The organism is Marinobacterium marisflavi (genome assembly GCF_982447095.1).
This window is the reverse complement of sequence record NZ_OZ457898.1, coordinates 1,292,784-1,313,331: the sequence shown is the minus strand read 5'-3', so window position 1 is coordinate 1,313,331 and position 20,548 is coordinate 1,292,784. Positions and strand designations below refer to the sequence as shown.

General features: G+C 52.9%; 19 protein-coding genes and 2 tRNA genes. 8 read left to right on the top strand and 13 right to left on the bottom strand.

Annotation, left to right across the window (positions count from 1 at the left end; all coding sequences use genetic code 11):
- Positions 1-3: 3 nt before the first annotated feature.
- From AC1WNR_RS06510 to AC1WNR_RS06490, 5 genes are all read right to left on the bottom strand, one after another.
- Positions 4-2,205 (bottom strand): xanthine dehydrogenase family protein molybdopterin-binding subunit, encoded by a 2,202-nt coding sequence (locus AC1WNR_RS06510; protein ID WP_481643705.1) that lies wholly within the window; start codon positions 2,203-2,205, stop codon positions 4-6.
- A 2-nt stretch (positions 2,206-2,207) separates the two neighbouring features.
- On the bottom strand, positions 2,208-2,687 hold the full coding sequence (locus AC1WNR_RS06505; protein WP_481643704.1) for a (2Fe-2S)-binding protein: 480 nt from the start codon (positions 2,685-2,687) through the stop codon (positions 2,208-2,210).
- A gap of 232 nt (positions 2,688-2,919) precedes the next feature.
- Positions 2,920-2,995: transfer RNA gene (locus AC1WNR_RS06500), tRNA-Ala, on the bottom strand.
- 30 nt (positions 2,996-3,025) lie between these two features.
- Positions 3,026-3,101 (bottom strand) — tRNA-Glu (locus AC1WNR_RS06495).
- A gap of 62 nt (positions 3,102-3,163) precedes the next feature.
- Positions 3,164-3,535: a diacylglycerol kinase gene (locus AC1WNR_RS06490; protein WP_481643703.1), complete on the bottom strand. Its 372-nt coding sequence runs from the start codon at positions 3,533-3,535 to the stop codon at positions 3,164-3,166.
- A gap of 164 nt (positions 3,536-3,699) precedes the next feature.
- On the opposite strand from AC1WNR_RS06490, the gene AC1WNR_RS06485 reads away from it, so the two are divergent.
- Positions 3,700-4,458 carry an IclR family transcriptional regulator gene (locus tag AC1WNR_RS06485; protein ID WP_481643702.1) on the top strand — a complete coding sequence of 253 codons (759 nt, stop codon included), beginning with the start codon at positions 3,700-3,702 and terminating at the stop codon, positions 4,456-4,458.
- 140 nt (positions 4,459-4,598) lie between these two features.
- Here the strand turns inward: AC1WNR_RS06485 and gltX are convergent, their stop codons facing one another.
- Positions 4,599-6,080 carry a glutamate--tRNA ligase gene (gltX, locus tag AC1WNR_RS06480; RefSeq protein ID WP_481643701.1) on the bottom strand — a complete coding sequence of 494 codons (1,482 nt, stop codon included), beginning with the start codon at positions 6,078-6,080 and terminating at the stop codon, positions 4,599-4,601.
- 77 nt (positions 6,081-6,157) lie between these two features.
- A complete protein-coding gene (locus tag AC1WNR_RS06475; protein ID WP_481643700.1) occupies positions 6,158-7,462 on the bottom strand; it encodes a ferredoxin reductase family protein in 1,305 nt (434 codons plus the stop codon).
- A 119-nt stretch (positions 7,463-7,581) separates the two neighbouring features.
- Here AC1WNR_RS06475 and AC1WNR_RS06470 point away from each other — a divergent pair, with 119 nt between their 5' ends.
- The 3 genes from AC1WNR_RS06470 to AC1WNR_RS06460 are packed head-to-tail and all read left to right on the top strand — an operon-like array spanning position 7,582 to position 9,393.
- A complete protein-coding gene (locus tag AC1WNR_RS06470; RefSeq protein ID WP_481643699.1) occupies positions 7,582-8,190 on the top strand; it encodes a dioxygenase family protein in 609 nt (202 codons plus the stop codon).
- Between the two features lie 36 nt (positions 8,191-8,226).
- Positions 8,227-9,048, top strand: a complete 822-nt coding sequence (locus AC1WNR_RS06465; protein ID WP_481643698.1) for a M48 family metallopeptidase — start codon at positions 8,227-8,229, stop codon at positions 9,046-9,048.
- A 24-nt stretch (positions 9,049-9,072) separates the two neighbouring features.
- Complete coding sequence (locus AC1WNR_RS06460) at positions 9,073-9,393, top strand: DUF1905 domain-containing protein (RefSeq protein ID WP_481643697.1); 321 nt, start codon at positions 9,073-9,075, stop codon at positions 9,391-9,393.
- A 17-nt stretch (positions 9,394-9,410) separates the two neighbouring features.
- On the opposite strand, the gene AC1WNR_RS06455 is transcribed toward AC1WNR_RS06460, so the two are convergent.
- Both AC1WNR_RS06455 and AC1WNR_RS06450 read right to left on the bottom strand, forming a co-directional pair.
- A complete protein-coding gene (locus AC1WNR_RS06455; protein ID WP_481643696.1) occupies positions 9,411-9,788 on the bottom strand; it encodes a DUF2237 family protein in 378 nt (125 codons plus the stop codon).
- A gap of 70 nt (positions 9,789-9,858) precedes the next feature.
- A complete protein-coding gene (locus AC1WNR_RS06450) occupies positions 9,859-10,560 on the bottom strand; it encodes a pirin family protein (protein ID WP_481643695.1) in 702 nt (233 codons plus the stop codon).
- Positions 10,561-10,804: 244 nt separating this feature from the next.
- On the opposite strand from AC1WNR_RS06450, the gene gmtY reads away from it, so the two are divergent.
- From gmtY to AC1WNR_RS06430, 4 genes are read left to right on the top strand one after another with little or no spacing between them, the layout of a single operon-like run.
- Entirely contained in the window at positions 10,805-12,184 is a 1,380-nt protein-coding gene (gene gmtY, locus AC1WNR_RS06445; RefSeq protein WP_011783465.1) for a gamma-mobile-trio recombinase GmtY, read from the top strand.
- Positions 12,174-15,995 carry a gamma-mobile-trio integrase GmtZ gene (gene gmtZ / locus AC1WNR_RS06440; RefSeq protein ID WP_481643694.1) on the top strand — a complete coding sequence of 1,274 codons (3,822 nt, stop codon included), beginning with the start codon at positions 12,174-12,176 and terminating at the stop codon, positions 15,993-15,995. The genes gmtY and gmtZ overlap by 11 nt, the downstream gene beginning before the upstream one ends.
- Complete coding sequence (gmtX, locus tag AC1WNR_RS06435; protein ID WP_011783463.1) at positions 15,988-16,623, top strand: gamma-mobile-trio protein GmtX; 636 nt, start codon at positions 15,988-15,990, stop codon at positions 16,621-16,623. The genes gmtZ and gmtX overlap by 8 nt, the downstream gene beginning before the upstream one ends.
- A complete protein-coding gene (locus AC1WNR_RS06430) occupies positions 16,616-16,882 on the top strand; it encodes a hypothetical protein (RefSeq protein WP_011783462.1) in 267 nt (88 codons plus the stop codon). The genes gmtX and AC1WNR_RS06430 overlap by 8 nt, the downstream gene beginning before the upstream one ends.
- 100 nt (positions 16,883-16,982) lie before the next feature.
- Here the strand turns inward: AC1WNR_RS06430 and AC1WNR_RS06425 are convergent, their stop codons facing one another.
- The 4 genes from AC1WNR_RS06425 to AC1WNR_RS06410 all read right to left on the bottom strand — a co-directional run bounded on the left by AC1WNR_RS06425 (position 16,983) and on the right by AC1WNR_RS06410 (position 20,455).
- A complete protein-coding gene (locus tag AC1WNR_RS06425) occupies positions 16,983-17,588 on the bottom strand; it encodes a LysE family translocator (protein ID WP_322853759.1) in 606 nt (201 codons plus the stop codon).
- 55 nt (positions 17,589-17,643) lie between these two features.
- Complete coding sequence (locus AC1WNR_RS06420; RefSeq protein WP_481645369.1) at positions 17,644-18,537, bottom strand: dihydrodipicolinate synthase family protein; 894 nt, start codon at positions 18,535-18,537, stop codon at positions 17,644-17,646.
- A 453-nt stretch (positions 18,538-18,990) separates the two neighbouring features.
- Positions 18,991-19,533, bottom strand: coding sequence for a cysteine hydrolase family protein (locus tag AC1WNR_RS06415; RefSeq protein ID WP_481643693.1), 543 nt, complete (start codon positions 19,531-19,533; stop codon positions 18,991-18,993).
- A gap of 43 nt (positions 19,534-19,576) precedes the next feature.
- Positions 19,577-20,455, bottom strand: a complete 879-nt coding sequence (locus AC1WNR_RS06410; RefSeq protein ID WP_481643692.1) for an MBL fold metallo-hydrolase — start codon at positions 20,453-20,455, stop codon at positions 19,577-19,579.
- Positions 20,456-20,548 lie beyond the last annotated feature (93 nt).

Below are 20,548 nucleotides of genomic sequence, written 5' to 3'. Positions count from 1 at the left end.
CGCTTACACCGCCAGCCTTAGTGGTAGATCACGCAGACGCTGACCCGTCGCACGGAACACCGCATTTGCGACAGCAGGCGCGATAGGCGGCACACTCGGCTCACCGACTCCAGTTGGCTCAGTTTTACTATCAACAATGATCACCTCGATTTCAGGTGCCTCATCAATCCTGAGCATGGAGTAATCGTGAAAGTTCGACTGTTTGACCCGCCCTGCCTCCAACGTTAGTTCGCCGTACAAAGCAGCGGTTAAACCGAAGATGATACCGCCCTCCATCTGTGTGCGGACGATATCGGGGTTTACCGCCAGCCCACAGTCGACCACACAGAGCACCTTATGCACCCGAATTTTGCCAGCCTCTACTGATACCTGCGCTACCTGAGCCACATCAGTCAGGAAAGAGCCATGCGACGCGAATCCCAAATGATGCCCATCCGGCAGCTGCATCTCCCGCATACGCTCACCTGCAATGCGAATGACGTTGTTGAGCCGTGGGTTGTCCCCTGTGTTTTTCAGACGCAGTTCTATTGGGTCTAGATCGGCGGCTATAGCTAGCTCATCCATCGCTGACTCAGTGACAAAGGCGTTGTTGGAATGCCCTACCGAGCGCCAGAAGGTTACCGGCACACCATGATCTATGCTGCTGTTCTTGACCTGTACGTTTGTAAGGTTGTAGTTCTCATGTAATCCTTCAACACTGCTGCTATCGGGTGAGAGGTTACTGAACAGAAAACCAACGGTGCTAGAGACCCCATTCGCGAGGCCTGTTGGCAGCGATGGGAAGATCGCCGGCAAGAGGTTCTTGATGGTGCCCGGTGTGATATCTCCGCCGGCACGTTTGACGTCCCACGCACTAATCACCCCACTACCATCAACAGCGGCTCGCACTCGAGCAATGGAAGCCGGTCGGTAGAAACCACTCTGGATATCATCCTCACGCGACCACATCAGCTTGATAGGGGTGCCGACAGCCATGGCAATCTCGGTCGCCTCAACCACATGTGTAGCTACGCCTCGGCGCCCAAATCCACCGCCCAAGAAAAGGTTGTGAACCACAATATTCTCTGTCGGGATGCCCGACACACGGCTAACCAAATTCTGCGCCGCCTGAGCGGACTGAATGCCTAGCCAGATCTCCGCATCATTATCGCCGAGACGCACGAGAGCATTCATCGGCTCCATCGGCGCATGCGCCAAATACGGGGTCCAGTATTCGCCCTCTATCTGAGCCCGAGCGTCAGCAAAGCCTAACTGGATATCGCCCTCATCAACAGCTGTTGCCTCATCGTCTGAATCAAGAGCGGCTATCAACTCAGAGCGCTGCTGATCGCTTGTTAGCGACGATCGGGGTGTATCCTCCCATTGAACGCTAAGCTGACTCGCGGCATCGCGCGCGTGCCAGTAACTGTCGGCAATGATTGCGACGCCATTCGAGATCGCAACAACAGCAGTGACACCGGGTCTCTTCAACACCGCTGAATCGTCGTACGACAGCAGCTGCGCGCCAAACACAGGCGAGCGCACCAGTACCGCGTACTGCATACCTTCTACACGCGCATCCAAGCCATAGTCAGCTTGACCCGTCACCTTTGCCAACGCATCTGTGCGTCGACTCAACTGCCCGATATAGCGGAACTCCGACTGCCTGCGCAAGGGCGCATCCGTGACCGGATCCATATCGCTTGCCGTAGCGATAAACCGACCGTAGGGGTAGGTCTGCCCCTGATACAGAACCTGCCCATCCTCAGTGTTAAGTTCGCCGAGGCTAGCATTGAGATCCTTCGCTGCTGCCGCGAGTATCAGCGCTCGAGTATCAGCACCCACCTGGCGCAAAGGCATGTAGTGCGCGTTAATCGACGTACTACCGCCGGTAGCCTGAATACCCATGGCGGGGTTGGCATAATCTGAGTGCACCTCACAATGGACGATCTCCATACTGTGCGGACTCACATCCAACTCCTCACCGATAATAGTCGCCAAACCGGTCATAACCCCCTGCCCCATCTCATCGCGTGGGCAGTAGAAGATAATGCGGTTATCAGCGGTGAACTGCAGAAAGGCATTGGGAACAAAACCGCCAGATTCGGTCACGACCGGCAACGGCTCATCAGAAAAACCAAAGAGTGAGAAACCAACCACAAGGCCGCCACCAACGACGGCTGTGGTTTTAAGGAAACGGCGGCGAGAGAGATTCTTGATACTCATATTTACGCCCCCTCTTTTGCGGTTGCATCGAAGGCGAGCGCAGCTGCTTGAATCGCTTGTTTAATTCGTGGATAAGTACCGCAGCGGCAGATGTTGCCAGACATAGCTTGGTCAATTTGAGTCGGTGTGGGATTTGGATTCTGATCCAGCAGCGCTGCAGCACTCATCAACTGCCCACTCTGACAGTAACCGCACTGCGGTACCGAGTGCTCTATCCAAGCCTGCTGTAGCGGGTGCAAGTTCTCTACATCACCCAGACCTTCAATCGTTTTTATCTGCTTACCCGCCACCGCCGACAGCGGCAAAATGCAGGTGCGCTGCGCAACATCGTCAACATGCATAGTACAAGCCCCGCAGAGCCCAGCACCGCACCCAAACTTACTCCCGGTCAACCCGAAAACATCACGCACCACCCAAAGAAGCGGTGTATTGGGATCCACATCAGTTCGAACGCTCTCCCCGTTCAGGCTGAACTCAATCATCAAAAAGCTCCGGTTTCAGTCGATTATTGTCGCGCAAACACACAGCATAAATTACGCGCTGCGGCGTTTTCTAGACTAGTCAGTGCAGGAGGTTTTGACCAACGCGGTTTGAGTTACCAAGGAGGAATGAAGTTTTTCGTTTAGCAAGGCGCGATGCAAGGAAGCGAAAAGTACGCTGGGAAGCATATATACAATATGCGACGAGTGCTTTAACGAAGAGAAATATGAAATTTGGTGGAGCCTAGCGGGATCGAACCGCTGACCTCAACACTGCCAGTGTTGCGCTCTCCCAGCTGAGCTAAGGCCCCATGTCGCGTACATGAGATGTACTGAGAAAATGGCGTCCCATAGGGGGTTCGAACCCCTGTTACCGCCGTGAAAGGGCGGTGTCCTAGGCCACTAGACGAATGGGACGTCGTGTCTAACGGCGCGCATTATGTCGTAGCGACTAAGGGTTTGCAACCCTGAATGGCGAATCAAATCAGAACGGCTGCCCAAACTAGAATTGCGATACAAATAGCGATAAAAACGGCAGCTGAACCCAGATCTTTTGCACGCCCAGAAAGCTCATGCCGCTCTGGCCCTATGCGGTCAACCACGGCCTCAACTGCACTATTGATCAGTTCAACCAACATGACAAAGAGCACTGCTGCAATCATCGCCGCAGCACCAGCAACGCTATCTGCTAGCCAAATCGCTAATGGCACGAGTACAACCGCTGCATGAACCTCGTACCGAAAAGCTGGCTCCTCTTTGTAAGCGGCTTTTGCCCCCAACCATGAGTACTTAGTCGCTAGCCAGAACCGCTTAAGTCCACGTTGCTTTAGAGCAGATTTGTCGAAGTCCATATTTCATCCTAAAGTCCTGTCTTCAGTTTAGCGAAACCCCATGAGAAATTCTCTTGAGGTAAGAGATTCTTTCACTTCGTAAAATTTTCACTATGTGATAAATCCATATCTACAATATGAACGTTAATGCATTATTAGCAAACTTTTTTGGTGGGAGAACCCAAATGCCAGAATCTGGCCAAGCACGCATACAGGTGATCGATCGAGCGGTGAACATCCTTGAGGCGATGGCGCGCTACCCTAAAGCGGTAAAGCTGAAGATCATCTGTGCGGAGACCGGTCTGCACCCCTCAACAGTGCACCGCATTTTGCACTCTCTGATCGACAACGGTTTGGCCGAGCGAGATAGCGATGGCGAATATCGCTTGGGGCAAAAGTTTTCACAACTGAGCCTCGGTCTGCATAACGAGATTGATCTCAGAGCGGTTGCGCGTCCACACATGGAGGCGCTTCGCGACAAGGTTGATGAGACCGTTAACCTAACGCTGCGCGAAGGCGATGTACTGGTCTACTTTGAGAAGGCCACACCGAATCGAATGATGCACGTCAACCAGTTGATCGGCAGCCGCGCTCCGCTGCACGTTACCGCGGTCGGGAAGTTGATGCTCGGCCTGGGCGGCGAAACCGCGATTGAGGGGTACGCAAAGCGCACCAACCTGCCGGCCTACACTCGCAACACCCTCTCCTCAATAGAAAAACTCAAGCCCGTCTGTATCCAGGCCGCGGAACAGGGCTACTCTTTCGACGATGAAGAGGCTGAGATCGGCGTAGGCTGTATCGGCGTGCTGATCCATGACCGTTCCGGCAACGTCTGCGCCGGCCTATCGGTATCTGCGCCCATCGAACGCCGCAAACCTGAGTGGATTGAAGATCTTCGAACTGCAGGCCGACTGATTTCAGAGCAGTTGGGGTATCAGGGTTAGAGGGTCATGTAAAAGGCCCGATCTTAAACCGGGCCTTGTTTGAGGGATGTACGGCGCAGCCGTATTTCCCGAAAGTACATCACCAAGATCTCTGAGGTCGCGAACATGCCGCTTTACCGTAGATAGTACCTACCCGGGGGTTACGAGAGCGCTTTGAACTCTTTCTCCCAAGCTTTGGTCTGCTTCTTAGACGGACCACCGACGATATCTAGTGCATGACGCAAGCGCGCACGGCTCATATCGGGGCCGAGAATCGACATGGAGTCCACCACGGATACCGACTGGGAAGTACCAGCAATGGCTACGAACAGCGGAAACAGGAAGTCACGGATCTTGAACTCCATGCCATCCGCTAACCCCTTCAGGCTATTGAACAGCGAATCACGATCCCACTCACGCTGCTGATCAAGGTGCCACACAGAGAACTGCAGGATGCGGCGCACATCCTCTTCATCCAGTGACTTGTGAGCGAAGCTCTCTAGCGTGATTGGCATCATGCCCGACAGGAACATACCCGCAAGCGGGGCCACATCAGAGAACTTCTCTACGCGCGGCTGAATCAGCGGGATGATCTGCATCAGGTACTCAGGATTCAGCGCCCACTTCTGGAACTCAGCGGCAAAGGCTGCCGGGTCGAGCTCTTCACGGATCCACAGGCCATTGAGCCAGCTCAGTTTCTCCTGATCGAATACAGGTCCGCCGAGTGATACGCGTTGGATATCAAAGTTATCGAACATCTGCGCACGCGTGAACTTCTCAGACTCGTCCGGCATCGACCAACCCATACGACCCAAGTAGTTCAGCAGCGCCTCCGGGAGGTAGCCCATGCGCTGGTAGTAGAGGATCGATGTTGGGTTCTTGCGCTTCGACAGCTTAGATTTGTCTGGGTTACGCAGCAGCGGCATGTGGCACAGCTTCGGCATATCCCAACCAAAGTACTGGTAGAGCAGCTTGTGCTTAGGCGCCGAATTAATCCACTCCTCACCGCGAATGACGTGTGTAATCTCCATCAGGTGATCATCAACTACGTTCGCCAGGTGGTAGGTTGGCATACCGTCAGACTTCAACAGAATCTGCGCGTCTACCAAGGCCCAGTCCAGCTCGATGGTGCCACGCAGCATATCGTCAATCTCGCAGATACCCTCAACTGGCACCTTCATGCGGATAACAAATGGCGCACCCGCCGCTTGGCGCTTCTCAACTTCGTCTGCAGGCAGCGCCAGATCAATCTCTTTCAGTGCACGGTTAATACCCTGCTCTTTGAGAGACGCGCGTAACTCGTCCAGCTCTTCGCCGGTGCGGTAACAGATAAAGGCGTTGCCCTCCTCCACCAGACGCATCGCGAAGTCTTTGTACGAATCTTTGCGCTCAGATTGGCGATAAGGACCGTGCGGACCACCGACATCCGGACCCTCATCCCACTCCAGCCCCAACCAACGCATAGAGTCGAGGATCGCCTGTTCAGACTCAGGAGTAGAGCGCGTCTGATCAGTATCTTCGATACGCAAAATAAACTGACCGCCGTGCTGACGGGCAAAAGCGAGGTTGAACAGAGCGATGTAGGCGGTGCCTACGTGTGGATCGCCGGTTGGCGAAGGCGCAACGCGCGTGCGAACTGTCATAGCTGAGCTAAATCCGGTTGGTGAATTTTCAGGGGAGCATTATATGCTAAAAACCGGATGACGGTCAGACCCGTTTACTAATCGTAATTAAACCGCTCCAGCAGGATCCGATCCTCAGAAACACTCTTCTCCCTGAGTGCCTGATACACCTGATCCATCATCGGTTCAGGCCCGCAAATTACAAAGAGCCAAGTGTCAAACTCAGCGTCGGAAAAGCTCTGTTCAATCAGCTTCTGATCGATTAAACCGACCTCACCCTGCCAACCCTTAGTTGGCTCTGACAGCACAAGTATTGAACTGTCATCAGCCAGCTTGTCACGACAGACAATCTGATCTTCAGTCCGGTTAGCGTATATCAGGCGGCACGAGCGCGGATCATCGGTTTGTTTGAGTTGCTGAAGTATTCCAAGCATCGGTGCCACACCCACCCCACCTGCAATCAATGCAACACCGGGTTCCGAGCGGCCATCGACGGTCAAACTACCATAAGGGCCATCCAGATAAGCACGCGCACCCACCTTGGTTTCACCGAGCGTTGAGGTGAAATCACCGAGCTCCTTGATCACAAAACAGATCTCAGGCCCCTCTGCGGGTGCCGACGCGATAGAGAACGGGTTCTCGCTGAGGGAGAAACTTGAGTGACCGAGCTTCAACCAGGCGAACTGCCCGGCTTTGTAATCCATCCCCGGGTGCCCATCCGGCACCAGACTCAAGCGCCACTGTTTCTCTGATAACCTCTCCACCCGACTCACCTTCCAGGGTTTGCCCAGTTGTTGAATAGGCGAAATCAGATAGCGGTACACTAGCGTCAAAAGCGCAATCAGCGCCATGACTTGCCATATTAGCGCCACTGTTTCGTGCGCCGCATACCGCCCCGCAGCCAAGGTATGGTGCAGAAGGAGTCCAACCAAGGCTGCGGCGATTAAGCCGTGCAATCGACGCCAGGTCTCATAGCGGTAATCCAGCGACGAGCGCCAGACTGCCAACACGACAAGCACAGGTAGCAAGATAAACGCGATAACACCCGTGGAGATGGCGGTAAAGTCAGTGACCACTGCAAATTGACGTGTGCTGTCCCAAGGCCAAGGGCCTGTTGTCGGTGTTGATTCATAAAGAAAGGGATGAAGCAGTGCAGCGATCAGTGCACACCAGCCGATGATGCGATGAAATTTCATCGTTGCGTCCATTCCCACTTTGCGGGAGAAGGATTTAACTCGACCAGACAGCACAAATTCAGAGAGGATCATTGCGAACGCAAGGATACCCAATACTGACCCAAGCTCTTGCCAGAAGATGCGCGGATGGCCAACAAAATACCAAGAGGCGATTAGCGGAACAGCGACGATCAGCAGATACAAACCAAGCAGTGCCACTTTGCGCATCAATTTCACCTCCTTATCAACTACTACCACTATAGGTCAAATCTGAGCTATCCGGCTAAACTGAAATCCAACTGGCGAAACCGACGTAGCAGTAGGAAACAGTGACAGGAGGTTTTTAAATGTCGAAGATCAACACAAGACGCCGCTCCCTGCTAACCGCTGCGGCCCTGCTACCGCTGGCGCCCGTTGCCCATGCGCTTGCACCCACACCCCCAGCGATGGAGGGCCCCTTCTATCCCATCTCTTCAATGCGATTCGATGATGTCGATAATGATTTGGTAAAAATTGAAGGTGCGGTAAAGGCTGCCGGTGGTGAAGTTATTCAGCTGAACGGTAAGCTGGTAGACAGCGATGGGGACGCTATTGCCAACGCGTTTGTGGAGATCTGGCAGTGCGACGCAACGGGACGATACCTGCACACCGCAGATCGCCGCGCCGAGCCCCGCGATGCAGGCTTTCAAGGGTTTGGCCGCGCACGCACGAATGCTGAAGGGCGCTTTACGTTTAGAACCATCAAGCCGGTGCCCTACCCGGGCCGCACACCGCATATTCACGTGAAAGTGATCGACCAAGGGTTTGAGCTGCTCACCAGCCAGCTCTACCTCGAGGGTCACCCCGGCAATACGCGCGACTTTTTATTTAACCGTATGAGTAGCGAACAGCAGCAAAAGGTCAGTATGCGCTTTGAGCAGGATCCGGCGCAGACAGAGGTGTTACTGGTGGTTTAACATTCGTTGGAATTAAGTTCGCCCGAGAGCCCTTCAATGACAAAATTTTCCAAGCTTGGCTTAACACTCTCGCTAGCTGCGATGCTCAGCGCTTGCAGTACCAGCCCCACCGGTCGCAGCCAGCTGATGCTGGTCTCACCCTCGCAGGCTATCAACGCCTCCAAAGCGGCCTATACCCAGATGTTGGCCCCACTCAAAGAGGAAGGCAAAGTAGACACTGACGCAGAGTTGGTTAAGCGGGTACAGACGATCGCGGGGCGTATTGTCTATCAAGCGATCGAGCGCTTTCCCAACACCCGTAACTGGGATTGGAGTATCAGCGTTATTGATGACCCGGAGACTGTAAACGCCTGGTGTATGGCGGGCGGTCGCATGGCAATCTATACGGGCTTGATTGAGAAGCTAAATCCAACCGATGATGAACTGGCTCAGGTGATTGGACATGAGGTCTCTCATGCGTTGGCCAATCACACGGCGGAGCGAATGTCTGTGGCGATGGCGACTCAACTCGGGATGGTGGCACTGAGTGTTGCAACCGAGAACAGTGAATACCGCAATCTTGCGCTTACAGGCGCACCTTTGGCCGCTGCAGTCGCGATTACGCTGCCCAACAGTCGTACAGGCGAGCTTGAGGCCGATCGTCTTGGCATGGAGTTGGCTGCGCGCGCCGGTTACAACCCGAGCGCTGCTGGAACTCTCTGGCGGAAAATGGGCGCTAATAGCAAAGGTGCTCCGCCCGAGTTTCTAAGTACCCACCCTGCCCCAGGCAACCGCCAACAGAGGCTAGCAACTTTGGCACCGCAAATGATGGGCTTATACAACTCAACTACAGCGGCCCCTACCTACTCATTTAACTAGGTTGCAAAGACAGGAACGCATGAAATGCAAACGAGCTCTTCGCACGAGGCACACGGCTTTGAATTCACTGGCGAAGTCTGGCGCTGGGAGTCGCAGAAAGCCTCTTGGTTCTTCGTCACCCTGCCCATCGAGACCGCCGAGCAGATTCGCTTCTTTTTTCCATTAAGACGCGGCTTTGGCAGCATTCCGGTTCAGGTGCAGATAGGCTCCAGCCGCTGGAAAACCTCCATTTTCCCCGATAAGAAGTCGGGCTCGTTTATCCTCCCACTCAAGGCGCCAGTTCGAACCAAGGAAGGCTTTGGAGAGGGAGACGACATCTCTGTGGAAGTGACCGTCTCTCCTTAGCGACCACCAAACTCTGGCTAGTGCATCTGTTCATGCGAGTATCGCTTGAGCATCTCTAGATCGACTCGTTCCAACGCAGCGATATTTGTGGAGCTCAGCTTTACCGGCGGCGCACAGTGGAAAGCCTCCGCCTCAAGCCAACGCGAGGCGCAGAGGCACCATGAGTCGCCAGCCTTTAGTCCCGGGAAGTCATACTCCGGCCGAGGGGTAATCAGGTCATTACCGCGACTCAATGAGAACTGAAGAAACTCGTCGGTAAGAATCGCACAAACGGTGTGTGAACCACGATCATAGGCATCGGTATTGCAGCAGCCATCACGAAAGTAACCAGTCATCGGGTCGCAACCGCACTGGTCCAGATCCTCTCCCATCACGTTTTTCTGTTTCTCAGCCATTAAAGCTCACTCCGCAGTTGGACTTTCCAGGCTTTACGCACCGCCCGCTAGAAAAGATTTAAACCTACTTTTAAGCGGGCAGATCAAACAGCAAAACTTCGGCTGTGGAGTCTGTGCCGAGGTGTATCTCATCCTCTGACCGAATAGTGACACCATCACCCGCTTCAACGGGAATGCCATTCACCAGCGCGCGACCCCGGGCAATCTGCACATAGCCCTGGCGGCCAGCCGCTAAGGTGTAGCTTGCTTGCTCCTCTGCACTCAAAATCGATCCATACATCAGCGCATCGCTATTGGCCGAGATCGAGTCCTCGCGACCATCAGGCGAAACCAATAACTTTAACCGCCCGCTGCGCTCGGCCTCGGTAAAGTGTTTTTGCGCATAACCCGGTGCAATGCCTCGCTCCGTGGGTAGCAACCATATCTGCAGGAATCGCGTGCCTGAGCTGTTTGATGGGTTGTACTCAGAGTGCGAGACACCAGTACCTGCCGACATGCGCTGCACATCGCCCGGGCGAATAACGCTGCCATTGCCCATGCTGTCTTTGTGTGACAGTTCGCCTTCAAGGACGTAGCTAACAATCTCCATATCGCGGTGTCCGTGCGTCGGAAAACCGGCACCGGGCGTTACACTGTCCTCATTGATCACGCGCAAGGTAGAGACACCCATGTGGGCTGGATCGTAGTACTCCCCGAATGAAAAGCTGTGATAGCTGTTGAGCCACGCGTTCTGAAAATGGCCCCGTTCATTTGCTGCTCTGACTTTCAACATGGCTAAAACCTCCACTTAGCTTGATGGACCCAGTGTCATTGATTATAAATATGTAATAAATATCGAATCATGCAATTAATAATTACAAATTATGAAAGAGTATTCGTTTACTGATTAGTGGAATAGAAAAAATATCCTAAAAAGCATCAAAAACCTATGCCAGAAATCGAAATCTGGTTTTTCTTGAGCATACATGCATATATAGTGGAATTACGAACATACTATTTTACCAATTGGAAATTGCGTGCTGAACAGCGTCTGTATAGAGGCAAATATCAAAGTAGACAACACGGGGACGAAGATAAGTCTTCCGGTGATCGTCACCCAAGATGGTTTGCTGAAAAGTTATTTGGATTATTTGATCGTTCATCGATACAAATCTCGGAGCTGGAAAGACAGGAGCGCGTTTGCGGTTCGACTCCTCATCGATTACACGAATCAGAATAAAGACTGCTTTGAAACTCCTCACCAACTGTTTCAGGAGTTTTCAAACAGCCTCTACACCGGAACGATTGGCGAGGACGGTAGCGATCCGAGTTGGCTGCGGTGGAAACCACGCGAGGATAAGGACGCGAACTTTCTAATCAGCCTGATAACACAATACACAGACTGGCTCTCTGAGCAGTATGAAGAGAAAAAGCTTCAGATAAACCCAACGGTGAAACCGACTCGTTACGAGGAGTGGATGGGCCTCGCAGCCTTCTACCAAAAGAAACGGCGGGCTTTTCTTTCCCACCTTTGGGCTAACAAACCAGCCCCTGCTTATTTCCGGAAGGTTATGCCCAGGACGGTGTCGCGTTCTAACGGCAATGAGGGTAAGAAAAGCTTTCCTCCTGGACGAATTGACGACCTCTTGTGGAATGGCCTTACGCGATATGGCTTTGAAACGAGCGACGTAGTTTATGAGCGCCTGGACCTGAAGAATGTGCTCATTACCATGCTGATGCATTACGGCGGACTCAGGCTCAGCGAGTGCTTTCACCTTTGGGTAGAAGATGTCGTGCCGTGGGAGGACGGAACCGCACTGGTCAAAATTTTTCATCCCGATAAAGGGCGGCCCCGTCCAAACGGCCCCAGCAGGCGCGAAGAGTTGCTCAACAAGTATGGGATGCAACCGCGATTTGAATATTCGAAATCCCATACGCTGCATGCAGGTTGGAAAGCGCCCAAAGAGGACAATGAAAGTCGCCACTTTCTTCAGGTTTGGTGGTTTCCAAGAAGTGCTGGTGAAACCTTTAACGACCTTTGGCGGCTTTACCTGACCTACCAGCGATACCCCGATGGCGGTAAACATCCGTTTGCATTCACGACGCAATCAGGCGCTCCGCACTCAATCAAAGGCTATAACCAATCGCTTAAAAGAGCCGTTGAGAGAATTGGTTTACCGTTTTCAAAAGAAGCGGGAACGACAGCACACGCCCACCGACACTCGTATGGGCAAGCTCTGGCTGATGCAAACGCTGATTCTCTGATCATTAAAAACGCCCTACACCATAAATCGATAGAAAGTCAGCAGGTCTACACCGAACTCACTGATAAGCAGATGCGTGCGCATTTGAGCAGATTGTCGCCCGAGCACGGCTTAATTTCTCCAATCAAGAAAGGACTCACTCATGGCGACTAAGTACGCCACGCTCGCCGAAGCCTCAGAAGCCGCTCAGCGCTTGGAATTCAAAACGCAGCCGGAATACAAGAAGGGCTACAAACAAGATCCGAAGCTGCCAGCAAATCCCAACCAACTCTATGCCGGAGATTGGGATGATTGGTATAGCTTCCTTGGCACTGAACACCCCGGTGAGAAGTACGCCACTGTCGCCGAGGCGTCCGAGGCCGCTCAACGCTTGGGATTCGAAATAAGAGATGAATACAACAAGGGCTACAAAAAAGACCTGAAGCTGCCAGCAGCTCCCGACAAACACTATGCCGAAGATTGGGCTGATTGGCCCAACTTCCTTCGCAATGAGCGCCCTAGAGAAAAATACGTGACGCTCGCCGAGGCGTCCGAAGTCGCTCAGCGATTGGGCTTCAAAACACGCACCGAATACCATGAGGGCTACCAAAAAGACCCGAAGTTGCCATCGAATCCCCAACGAAGTTATGCCGGAGAGTGGGATGATTGGTATAGCTTTCTTGGCGTTGAGCGCCCCGAGAGGTACGCGGCGCTTGCCGAGGCGTCCGAAGCCGCTCAGCGCCTGGGGTTCAAAACGCAGCAGGAATACTATGAGGACTACCAAAAAGACCCGAAGCTGCCATCACAACCCTCTGTTTTCTATGCCGAAGATTGGGATGATTGGTATAGCTTCCTTGGCACTGAACGCCCCAGTGAGAAGCACGCCACTGTCGCCGAGGCGTCCGAAGCCGCTCAACGCTTGGGGTTAAAAACACAGGCGGAATACTATGAGGACTACCAAAAAGACCCGAAGCTGCCAGGTTCTCCCAACGACTTTTATGCCGAAGATTGGAGTAGTTGGTACAACTTCCTTGGCACTGGACGCCCCGATGGGAAGTACGCAACGCTCGCCGAGGCGTCCGAAGCCGCTCAGCGCTTGGGATTCAAAACGTCCACAGAATACTTTAAGGGCTACAAACAAGACCCGAAGCTGCCACGCCATCCCGACGGAATGTATCGCAGAAATTGGGCTGATTGGTACAGTTTTCTTGGCAATGAGCGTCCCAAAGAAAAGTACGCGACGCTCGCCGAGGCGTCCGAAGCAGCCCAGCGCTTGGGATTCAAAACACAGAAGGAATTCTACGAGGGCTACAAACAAGACCCGAAGCTGACAGTAAGTCCCTTCGACTTCTATGCCGAAGATTGGGATGATTGGTACAGCTACCTTGGCATTGAGCGCCCCGTTAAGAGGTACGCGACGCTCGCCGAGGCGTCCGAAGCCGCTCAATGCTTGGGGTTAAAAACAGGTGCGGAATACTTCAGGGGCTACGAAAAAGACCCGAAGTTGCCATCGCAGCCGAATAAAACTTATTCCGAACATTGGATATCTTGGCCTCACTTCCTGGGCAACGAAAACGCCATTAATCGAGAACTGACCAGCAAATACCCCGAGTTTTGGAAAGCCATTCAGTGTTATGTAGAGGCTGGTACAGGCCAATCCAACAAATACTCACATTTGAGAGCACTCCTTAGATTTTACGTGGACAAGCTGGGCTTGGTTGACGACCCGGGAGCCATGCTGTCAAGGGATATCCCGTTTGATGAGCGAGCGTACGAAAACTTCATAAATGTCACCGCAGATACTGTAAAAAAACCACGGCATAACGCCTGTTCCGCTTTTTTCGAGTGGATTTTGGAGACTTATTGCTCTGACGAGGACGAGAACGGTGAGTTGATAGTTCTGCCCGGCTACCGCAATCCTCTTAGAACCGTTCTCAAGGGTTTGTTAGATCAGTTACCCAGTTACAAGCGCAGTGAATCAGACAAGCCTCCATTGCCCATGGATGCCATTGTACGAGCCAAGCAGCATCTGATTCCGCTAGAGGCGACGTCGTTTCGCGATCTCTATCAATTGCATCCCTTCCTCGAAGACTGCTGGTTCGGGGTTGATCCACAGTTAATTGATGACAATGACCCAAACTGCATTTATCGAGTGGTCAAAAAAGAGCGGAAGCGAGGTCGCAAGCGCTATTTTGAAGAGATGCACGAGTTATGGTCGCCCGTAAAAATTGTCGCAAACTACACATTGCTATCCATTCCGTTGCGAGGACAGCAAATCTGTTGGCTCGACAGCGGAGAGGGAGATGAATTCGTTCCGTTATGGCGTGATGGGAAGGTTCACTGGATCGAAAATCCAAGTCCGCTTGCGACCCGAAAGCGGAATAAGGGCTTTATTCAGAAAGGGAACAATGACGGTGAGTTGAGCGCCTACATCACGACGAACAAAACCGGAAAGAAATTGGGCGGCTACGATATTCCGTTCATGCCGGAAGATCTGGCGTATTGGATTATCCAGCTTCGGGAGTGGCAATCCAAATACAACCCAATCGAAGAACTGACACTGTGGACGCAAATCAACCCGCAGCAAAGGATACACAAAGACATCCTCAAAAGGCGCGGTAAACAATCGTTCCTGTTCCGCGACCCGGCCTCACACGCCTGTGATGAGAAGGCGTCGCCCATGCGTACGACAACCGCGTTTACACGAACCCTGCCTGCTCTGTTGTTCCATAGTCAGAGGCCAGGCGCGGACCTCGCTGAGAAAATCGAAAAAAAGAGCAGCGTGGATTACAAGAGCCAATTTACACCTCATGCTCTCCGCGTCAGCCTTATCACTGCCTACATTGTCGACGGCAGAGCGCCCATAGCCGTGATTTCAAAGCTGGTTGGTCATTCCTCTCTGGTGATGACGATTTACTACACAAAGGTAGGAGCCAGCAAAATGCGGCTGGAGATGGCGGCGGCTGAAAAACGGGCACTTGAGCAGAGTCATTATCGTTACGAAGACCTCATCCTCCAGAAGAAAATCGAAGAGGCGCGTCCGGAATTAATCGCCACAGACCGAAGCATCATGGATCAGTGTCTGACACCTAATTGGCCCTCTGGAGCCTTCCAACTTATGAGTTTCGGAATCTGCCCCATGAGCGGCAACAAGTGTGACGAAGGTGGCATGGCACTGGTTGAGCGGAAGGTTGAAGCACAGTACGCGCCCGTGCCCAATGGCTACCTTGGGACTCGAAATTGTCCCCAGTGCCGCTTCTTCATTACCGGCCCGGCGTTTCTGGGCGGTTTGTCGGCCATTGCCAACGAAATCATTCTGGAAATCAATGTCACCCGCAATGAATACCACGAACTCGAAGAAAAAAGGCAGATGCTCGATGACGAGCGGTACGATGCCGAGTCTTCGGGACAGTTTTTTGGTAAAGAGCGAACGCTGAAAAAGATCACCTCGGCGTATGAGGAAAAAGCCAAAAAGCTCGACATGCTTCTCACGGATCTCCAGCACTTATACCGCCTGATTTCTCAATCTACCGAACTGCTGAAGACCTCCGAGACAGGCCAGCACCAGCTGATCGTCAGCGGCAATTACGTGGAAATGGAGATGCATTTGGAGGAGCAAAGCAGCGAATTTCGGTTGCTCGCTGAGGTCTGTGCCAACGCTGAGATTTACGAGAGCGCCAGTGCCTCCAGAGCACGCCCCCTGCTCAGTCAGATGCTCGACAAATTGGCGGACACCAATGGGATTGCACCCGCGATATTTCGGTTGACCGAGGATCAGCAGCTCAAAGCTGCCAATCAGGTCGTCCGGCTGATTATGCAAGTGACACAGAATAACTGGCACGTCGCTGACCAGTTGATCAATGGGCAAATCACCTTGGAAGATCTCGCCGAACCACTACAGCTAGGTGATGTGCGCCAAGAGATCGAGTCAGCCATGAACGGGTCTTTGAAATTCCCGCTAGAAATCGAGAGCTGCAATGAGTGAACCGAACGAAGTCTACGAGGCCATACTGGGCCAACTGAAAAATTCTCGTTCCAGGAAGTCCCTGGAGGCCCTTCACGCCGTTTGCAAGGAACATCATGAGTCAGGCTCGGTTGATTTCAGAATCTCAACGATTGCGAAGCTTGGGGCCAGTCGTGGCGCTCCTAGCGAGCAGACCATCCGAAACAAAACCGGAGAACATTATAGAGCGGTCATTGAGGCTTGGCAGGCGCTTGGAGACCAGAAAAAGAAAGCGATCAAAGCACAGACCACGCCCTCGGGCGAGTACGATTGGGTTGATGAGGTAAGCAATAAAACTCACCGCTTCCTCATACTCGACCTGATTTCGAAGGTCCGTAAATTGAGGGCCGAAAATAAAAGGTTTGCATCGATCAAGAAATTGGAAATTGACTACCGAGCGGGTGCTGAAGACAAATCTGAATCGAGGTTACCGAGCCTGTTGAGTCACGAGATTGATGCATTGAGAGACGCCATCTCTGAGGAGTCCCTTAAATTAAAGGGCTGGACTAAAACAGAACGCGGCAGCATCAAGGACCAAAACGGCAAGGTTGTCCTCAGAAACGGTTTTGTGGATGCCCTTGAAAAAGCGTTGAGTATCGGGAATGACTAACGGACAAGAAAAAGCTCGCGAAAACCTTGTTGCCTTTCAGCGTTGGGCCGCTACGAAAACCGATGACGATTTAAAGCAAATCGTCTTTCGGGGCCAGCTAAACCGTGGCGAAGTCGCCAACGCTATCGGTATCGGAGAGAGCGCCGTGCGCCAGAATCCGGCGATAAAATCGCTGGTCCTTAAATACCTCGGGCGAATCGCCGCTTGCGGCGAGAGGGCAGAGCCCTCAATTGAAATCGAGGCTACGTCCGTTTTTTGATAAGAAGCGGACCTTTTTTGTCGCCGAGATTCCGGGAGATTAAGCACGCTGAGGTCGCAAAGCGGACATTCAGATCAAAGGCCGAAGGGCCCGCTTTGAGTTATGTTGATTTGGAAGCCAACACACCAGCTGCACCCAAATAGAACGACGCGACGATCTTATTGGCCCATTCGCTCCTCCGCAAATGCTTGCCCAACTTGGATGCTCCCACTATGTAGGTTGCGTATATGGAAAAAGAAATCGCCATTGCGACTGCCACCAATGCTACCGCTTGAGAGATATAAGCGCCGGAAGACGTGATGAATAGCGGGTAGATCATCAGACTCGCCAGCAGTGCTTTAGGATTTGTCAATGAGACTGCCATTGCACTTAGCATCATTTTGCTTACGGTCATTGTCTGAGAGGAAACAGTTACAATATTTACCCCGGACCTGAACGCCTTTATGGCGAGATACACCAAATAAGCAACCCCACACCACTTCAGCAATACCAATGCACCTGCAAAGCGTTGTATCAGTACGCCCAGTCCGGATAACACGAGTATCCCGTGGACGCAGGTTGCCAACATAAAACCTACGGCGACTGCCAGCGACTTCCGTGCGCCATACCTAAGGGACTGTCCTACGGCAAATGCAGCGTTCGGCCCAGGCAGAGCCAGGATTGACGCGAAGGTTGTAGCGAAAGTGATTAAAAGTCCCCAATCCACTCAAAACCCTCCGCTTTTACCCCGTTGTATTGACCGTCGTGGAGCGACATTTGCGTCACGATAAATCCAGCTCATCAATCAAGTTCGCCAGTCGTCGACGCCCCTCTTTACCAAGGGTTTTGAGCGGCAGCGGTAAACACGGAGACTCAGCAAGTCCCTGCAATTCCGCAGCAGCTGCGACAACCCGCAGGCTTCCTCCAGATTCGTTGAACAATTCCCATAAGGGCTGTAATCGTTTCGATAACCGTGTCGCTTCCTGCGCGTTCCCGGCCTGAGCTGCGCGCGTAATCGCAAGTGCTGCGGCGGGAAACACGCCCCCGATCACAGAATACCAGGCATCACAGCCGGCATTCAGGCCAGTCGCGGCGAAGGCATCTCCACTCACCCCCACAGTGACGGTTGATGGAATGTGTGCACGAAGCCTTTCAACCCGCGCCATTGCTTCAATAGGGTCTTCAGGCACTCCGGGAATCTTGATCGACGCCACGTTCGGGAGATGCGCAATTTGTCCGTGAAGCTCGTCGCTGAAAACAAACTGCGTGGTACCAGGATTGTCGTAGACACAAAGCGGAAGCGATAGTGCGTGCGTTACTGTTTCATAGAGCCCGAAAACTTCATCTGGAAGCAGTTTCTGATAGGACATTGGCGCCAGCAGTACCCCGGAGGCACCAGCTACCTCGGCATCCTCGGCCAGCGTAAGTACATCGCGCGTGCGCAGCGCACCGATACCTACCATCACAGGGACATCCCCTGCGTGTTCAATGGCAAGTCTTACGACACGTGCACGCTCGTCCATGGTCAGATAGGCATAGTTTCCAGTCGAGCCCAACACGCCTATTGAATCAACGTTGGCGGTAACGAGCTGTTCGATCAATCGAACAAATGCCGCCTCGTCTATACCTTGCTCACTCATAGGGGTTAAAGGAAATGCGCTGAGGCCCGAAAACATGATGAATCCTCCGAAATCATGGAACATGACGGATGTCTTACCCTTTAAAGCCAGCCTATCAGAACAGAGGCCGATTAGTGCCCATATGCTAATTCAAATGCCGCTTGCCAGAGACTGGGCTACCAACGATTTACAGGCCTGGCTGGCGATTGAGTGTCATTCGACGAAAAATCTTTCCCATGAGGAGCAATAATAGGCATCCCAGATTGTCATCCTGAAGGTGCACTACAAACTCAGATCGCTCTGAGTGGTTGGCATGTTTCGTCAAATCCAGAAAGCACTGGGGTCGCAAAGCGGACATTCAGATTTTTGGAATCTGCACCCCACAAATGAGGTCGTCCAGCAATAGATCCAGGCAGAACGATACCATTGAAACGACCGGCTGAAATGTTTCTAGCCGGTCGGCCTCAGTTTACGATAGCAACCGCCCGACAGACACGAAGAGCAGGATCTTCACAGGTAATTCCGGGTGGACTGGACACTCGCATAGGCAAACTCAAGAGCCGCCATGGCCGTGGCATGAACCTGTGCCGCAGGCACGGTCACACCGTTGAACTCCAAGTCCATCGTGGCGCAGGCATCTTCCAGCACAGTGACCTTGTAGCCAAAGTCTGAAGCGGCGCGGCTGGTGGCTTCGATGCACATGTGGCTCATGGCACCGATCACCACCACTTCCTCAATATCGTTGGAGTCCAGCAGCTCTTTCAGGTTGGTTTTCAGGAATGAGTTGGGGTAGTTCTTCAGAATAACCGGCTCATCGCCTTTCGGTGCCACAGATTTGTGGATCTTGACGCCGTCTGAGCCAGGTGTGAACACAGGCCCATTCGGATCCGGAAACTCGTGGTGAACATGCACCAATAGGTCTTTGTTCTGACGCGCTGCGTCGATCACTTGTGCCGCCTTGGCGGCTGCCTGTTCAATATTCACCAGTGGCAGTTTGCCGGAGGCAAAATACTCATTCTGGATATCGACAACAATAACGGCTCGTTTACTCATTAGACGGTTCCTCATTTGGTCATTTATTTCAGGTGTGTTCTGGTCAGAAAGAAAGACTCTCACCATCCGCCGGGATCAAAACCTGATGGGCAATACCCTCGTTCTCTACAAACTCTGCCAGCTCCTCGCGGCTCAGGGTCATATGGTTCACCGCATCCATGTGCACGGCGACAATGTCCGCATCCGGTAAAACTCGATGTACGCGCAGGGTATCTTCTTTGCCCATGATGATCGGGTCGCCCTCAAAGCCGGTAAACTCCGCAGCGCCGGCATTCAGTACAACAACATCCGGCTGGAAGCGCTCCAGCGACTGCACCACCTCATCACGCCACACGGTATCGCCGACCACGTACGTGATTTCTCGCCCCTCGGCTTCAAAAACCACGCCCATTACTTCACCGAGCGCCTTGGCCAGCTCGGGAATGGCATAGAGGGTATCGGAGCCGTGCTGCCCGCCGGTTTTGTGGAGTGTCACGCCGCCAAACTCCGCTTGGCCATCGAGGATACGTACATCCTGGAAGCCTTGTGAACGGATCATCTCGGCATCCGCCACATTCTGCACAAACAGGGGAAGCTCTTTTGGTAACAACTTCTGGGCGGCATCGTCCCAATGGTCCAGGTGGGTATGGGTCACAATCACCGCATCGGCACCCTCGATCACGTCCTCTGCCGCCATGGGCAAGCCAACCAGAGGGTTCCGCAGCTCACTACGGTACGTGTTCGGGAAGCCCGGATAAGCGCCCTGCTCCGCCAGCATGGGGTCGATCAGAAAGGTAGTCTCTCCGTATGTGACTTTAATGGTGGCATTACGGATTTGCTGTATCTGGTGGCTGGATGCCTGAGTGCCAGATTCGGCGAAAGCAGCGCCAGCGAAAACAGTCGAAGCCAGCACCAGAGCGCCAGCGAAGGTTTTAATCAACATGGTATTCATCCTCCAACAGGGTGTTCGTTGATGGAATAAGTCTACGGAGATCTGATCACTAGCAATATTGACCTGAAAGACAATGATCGAAAG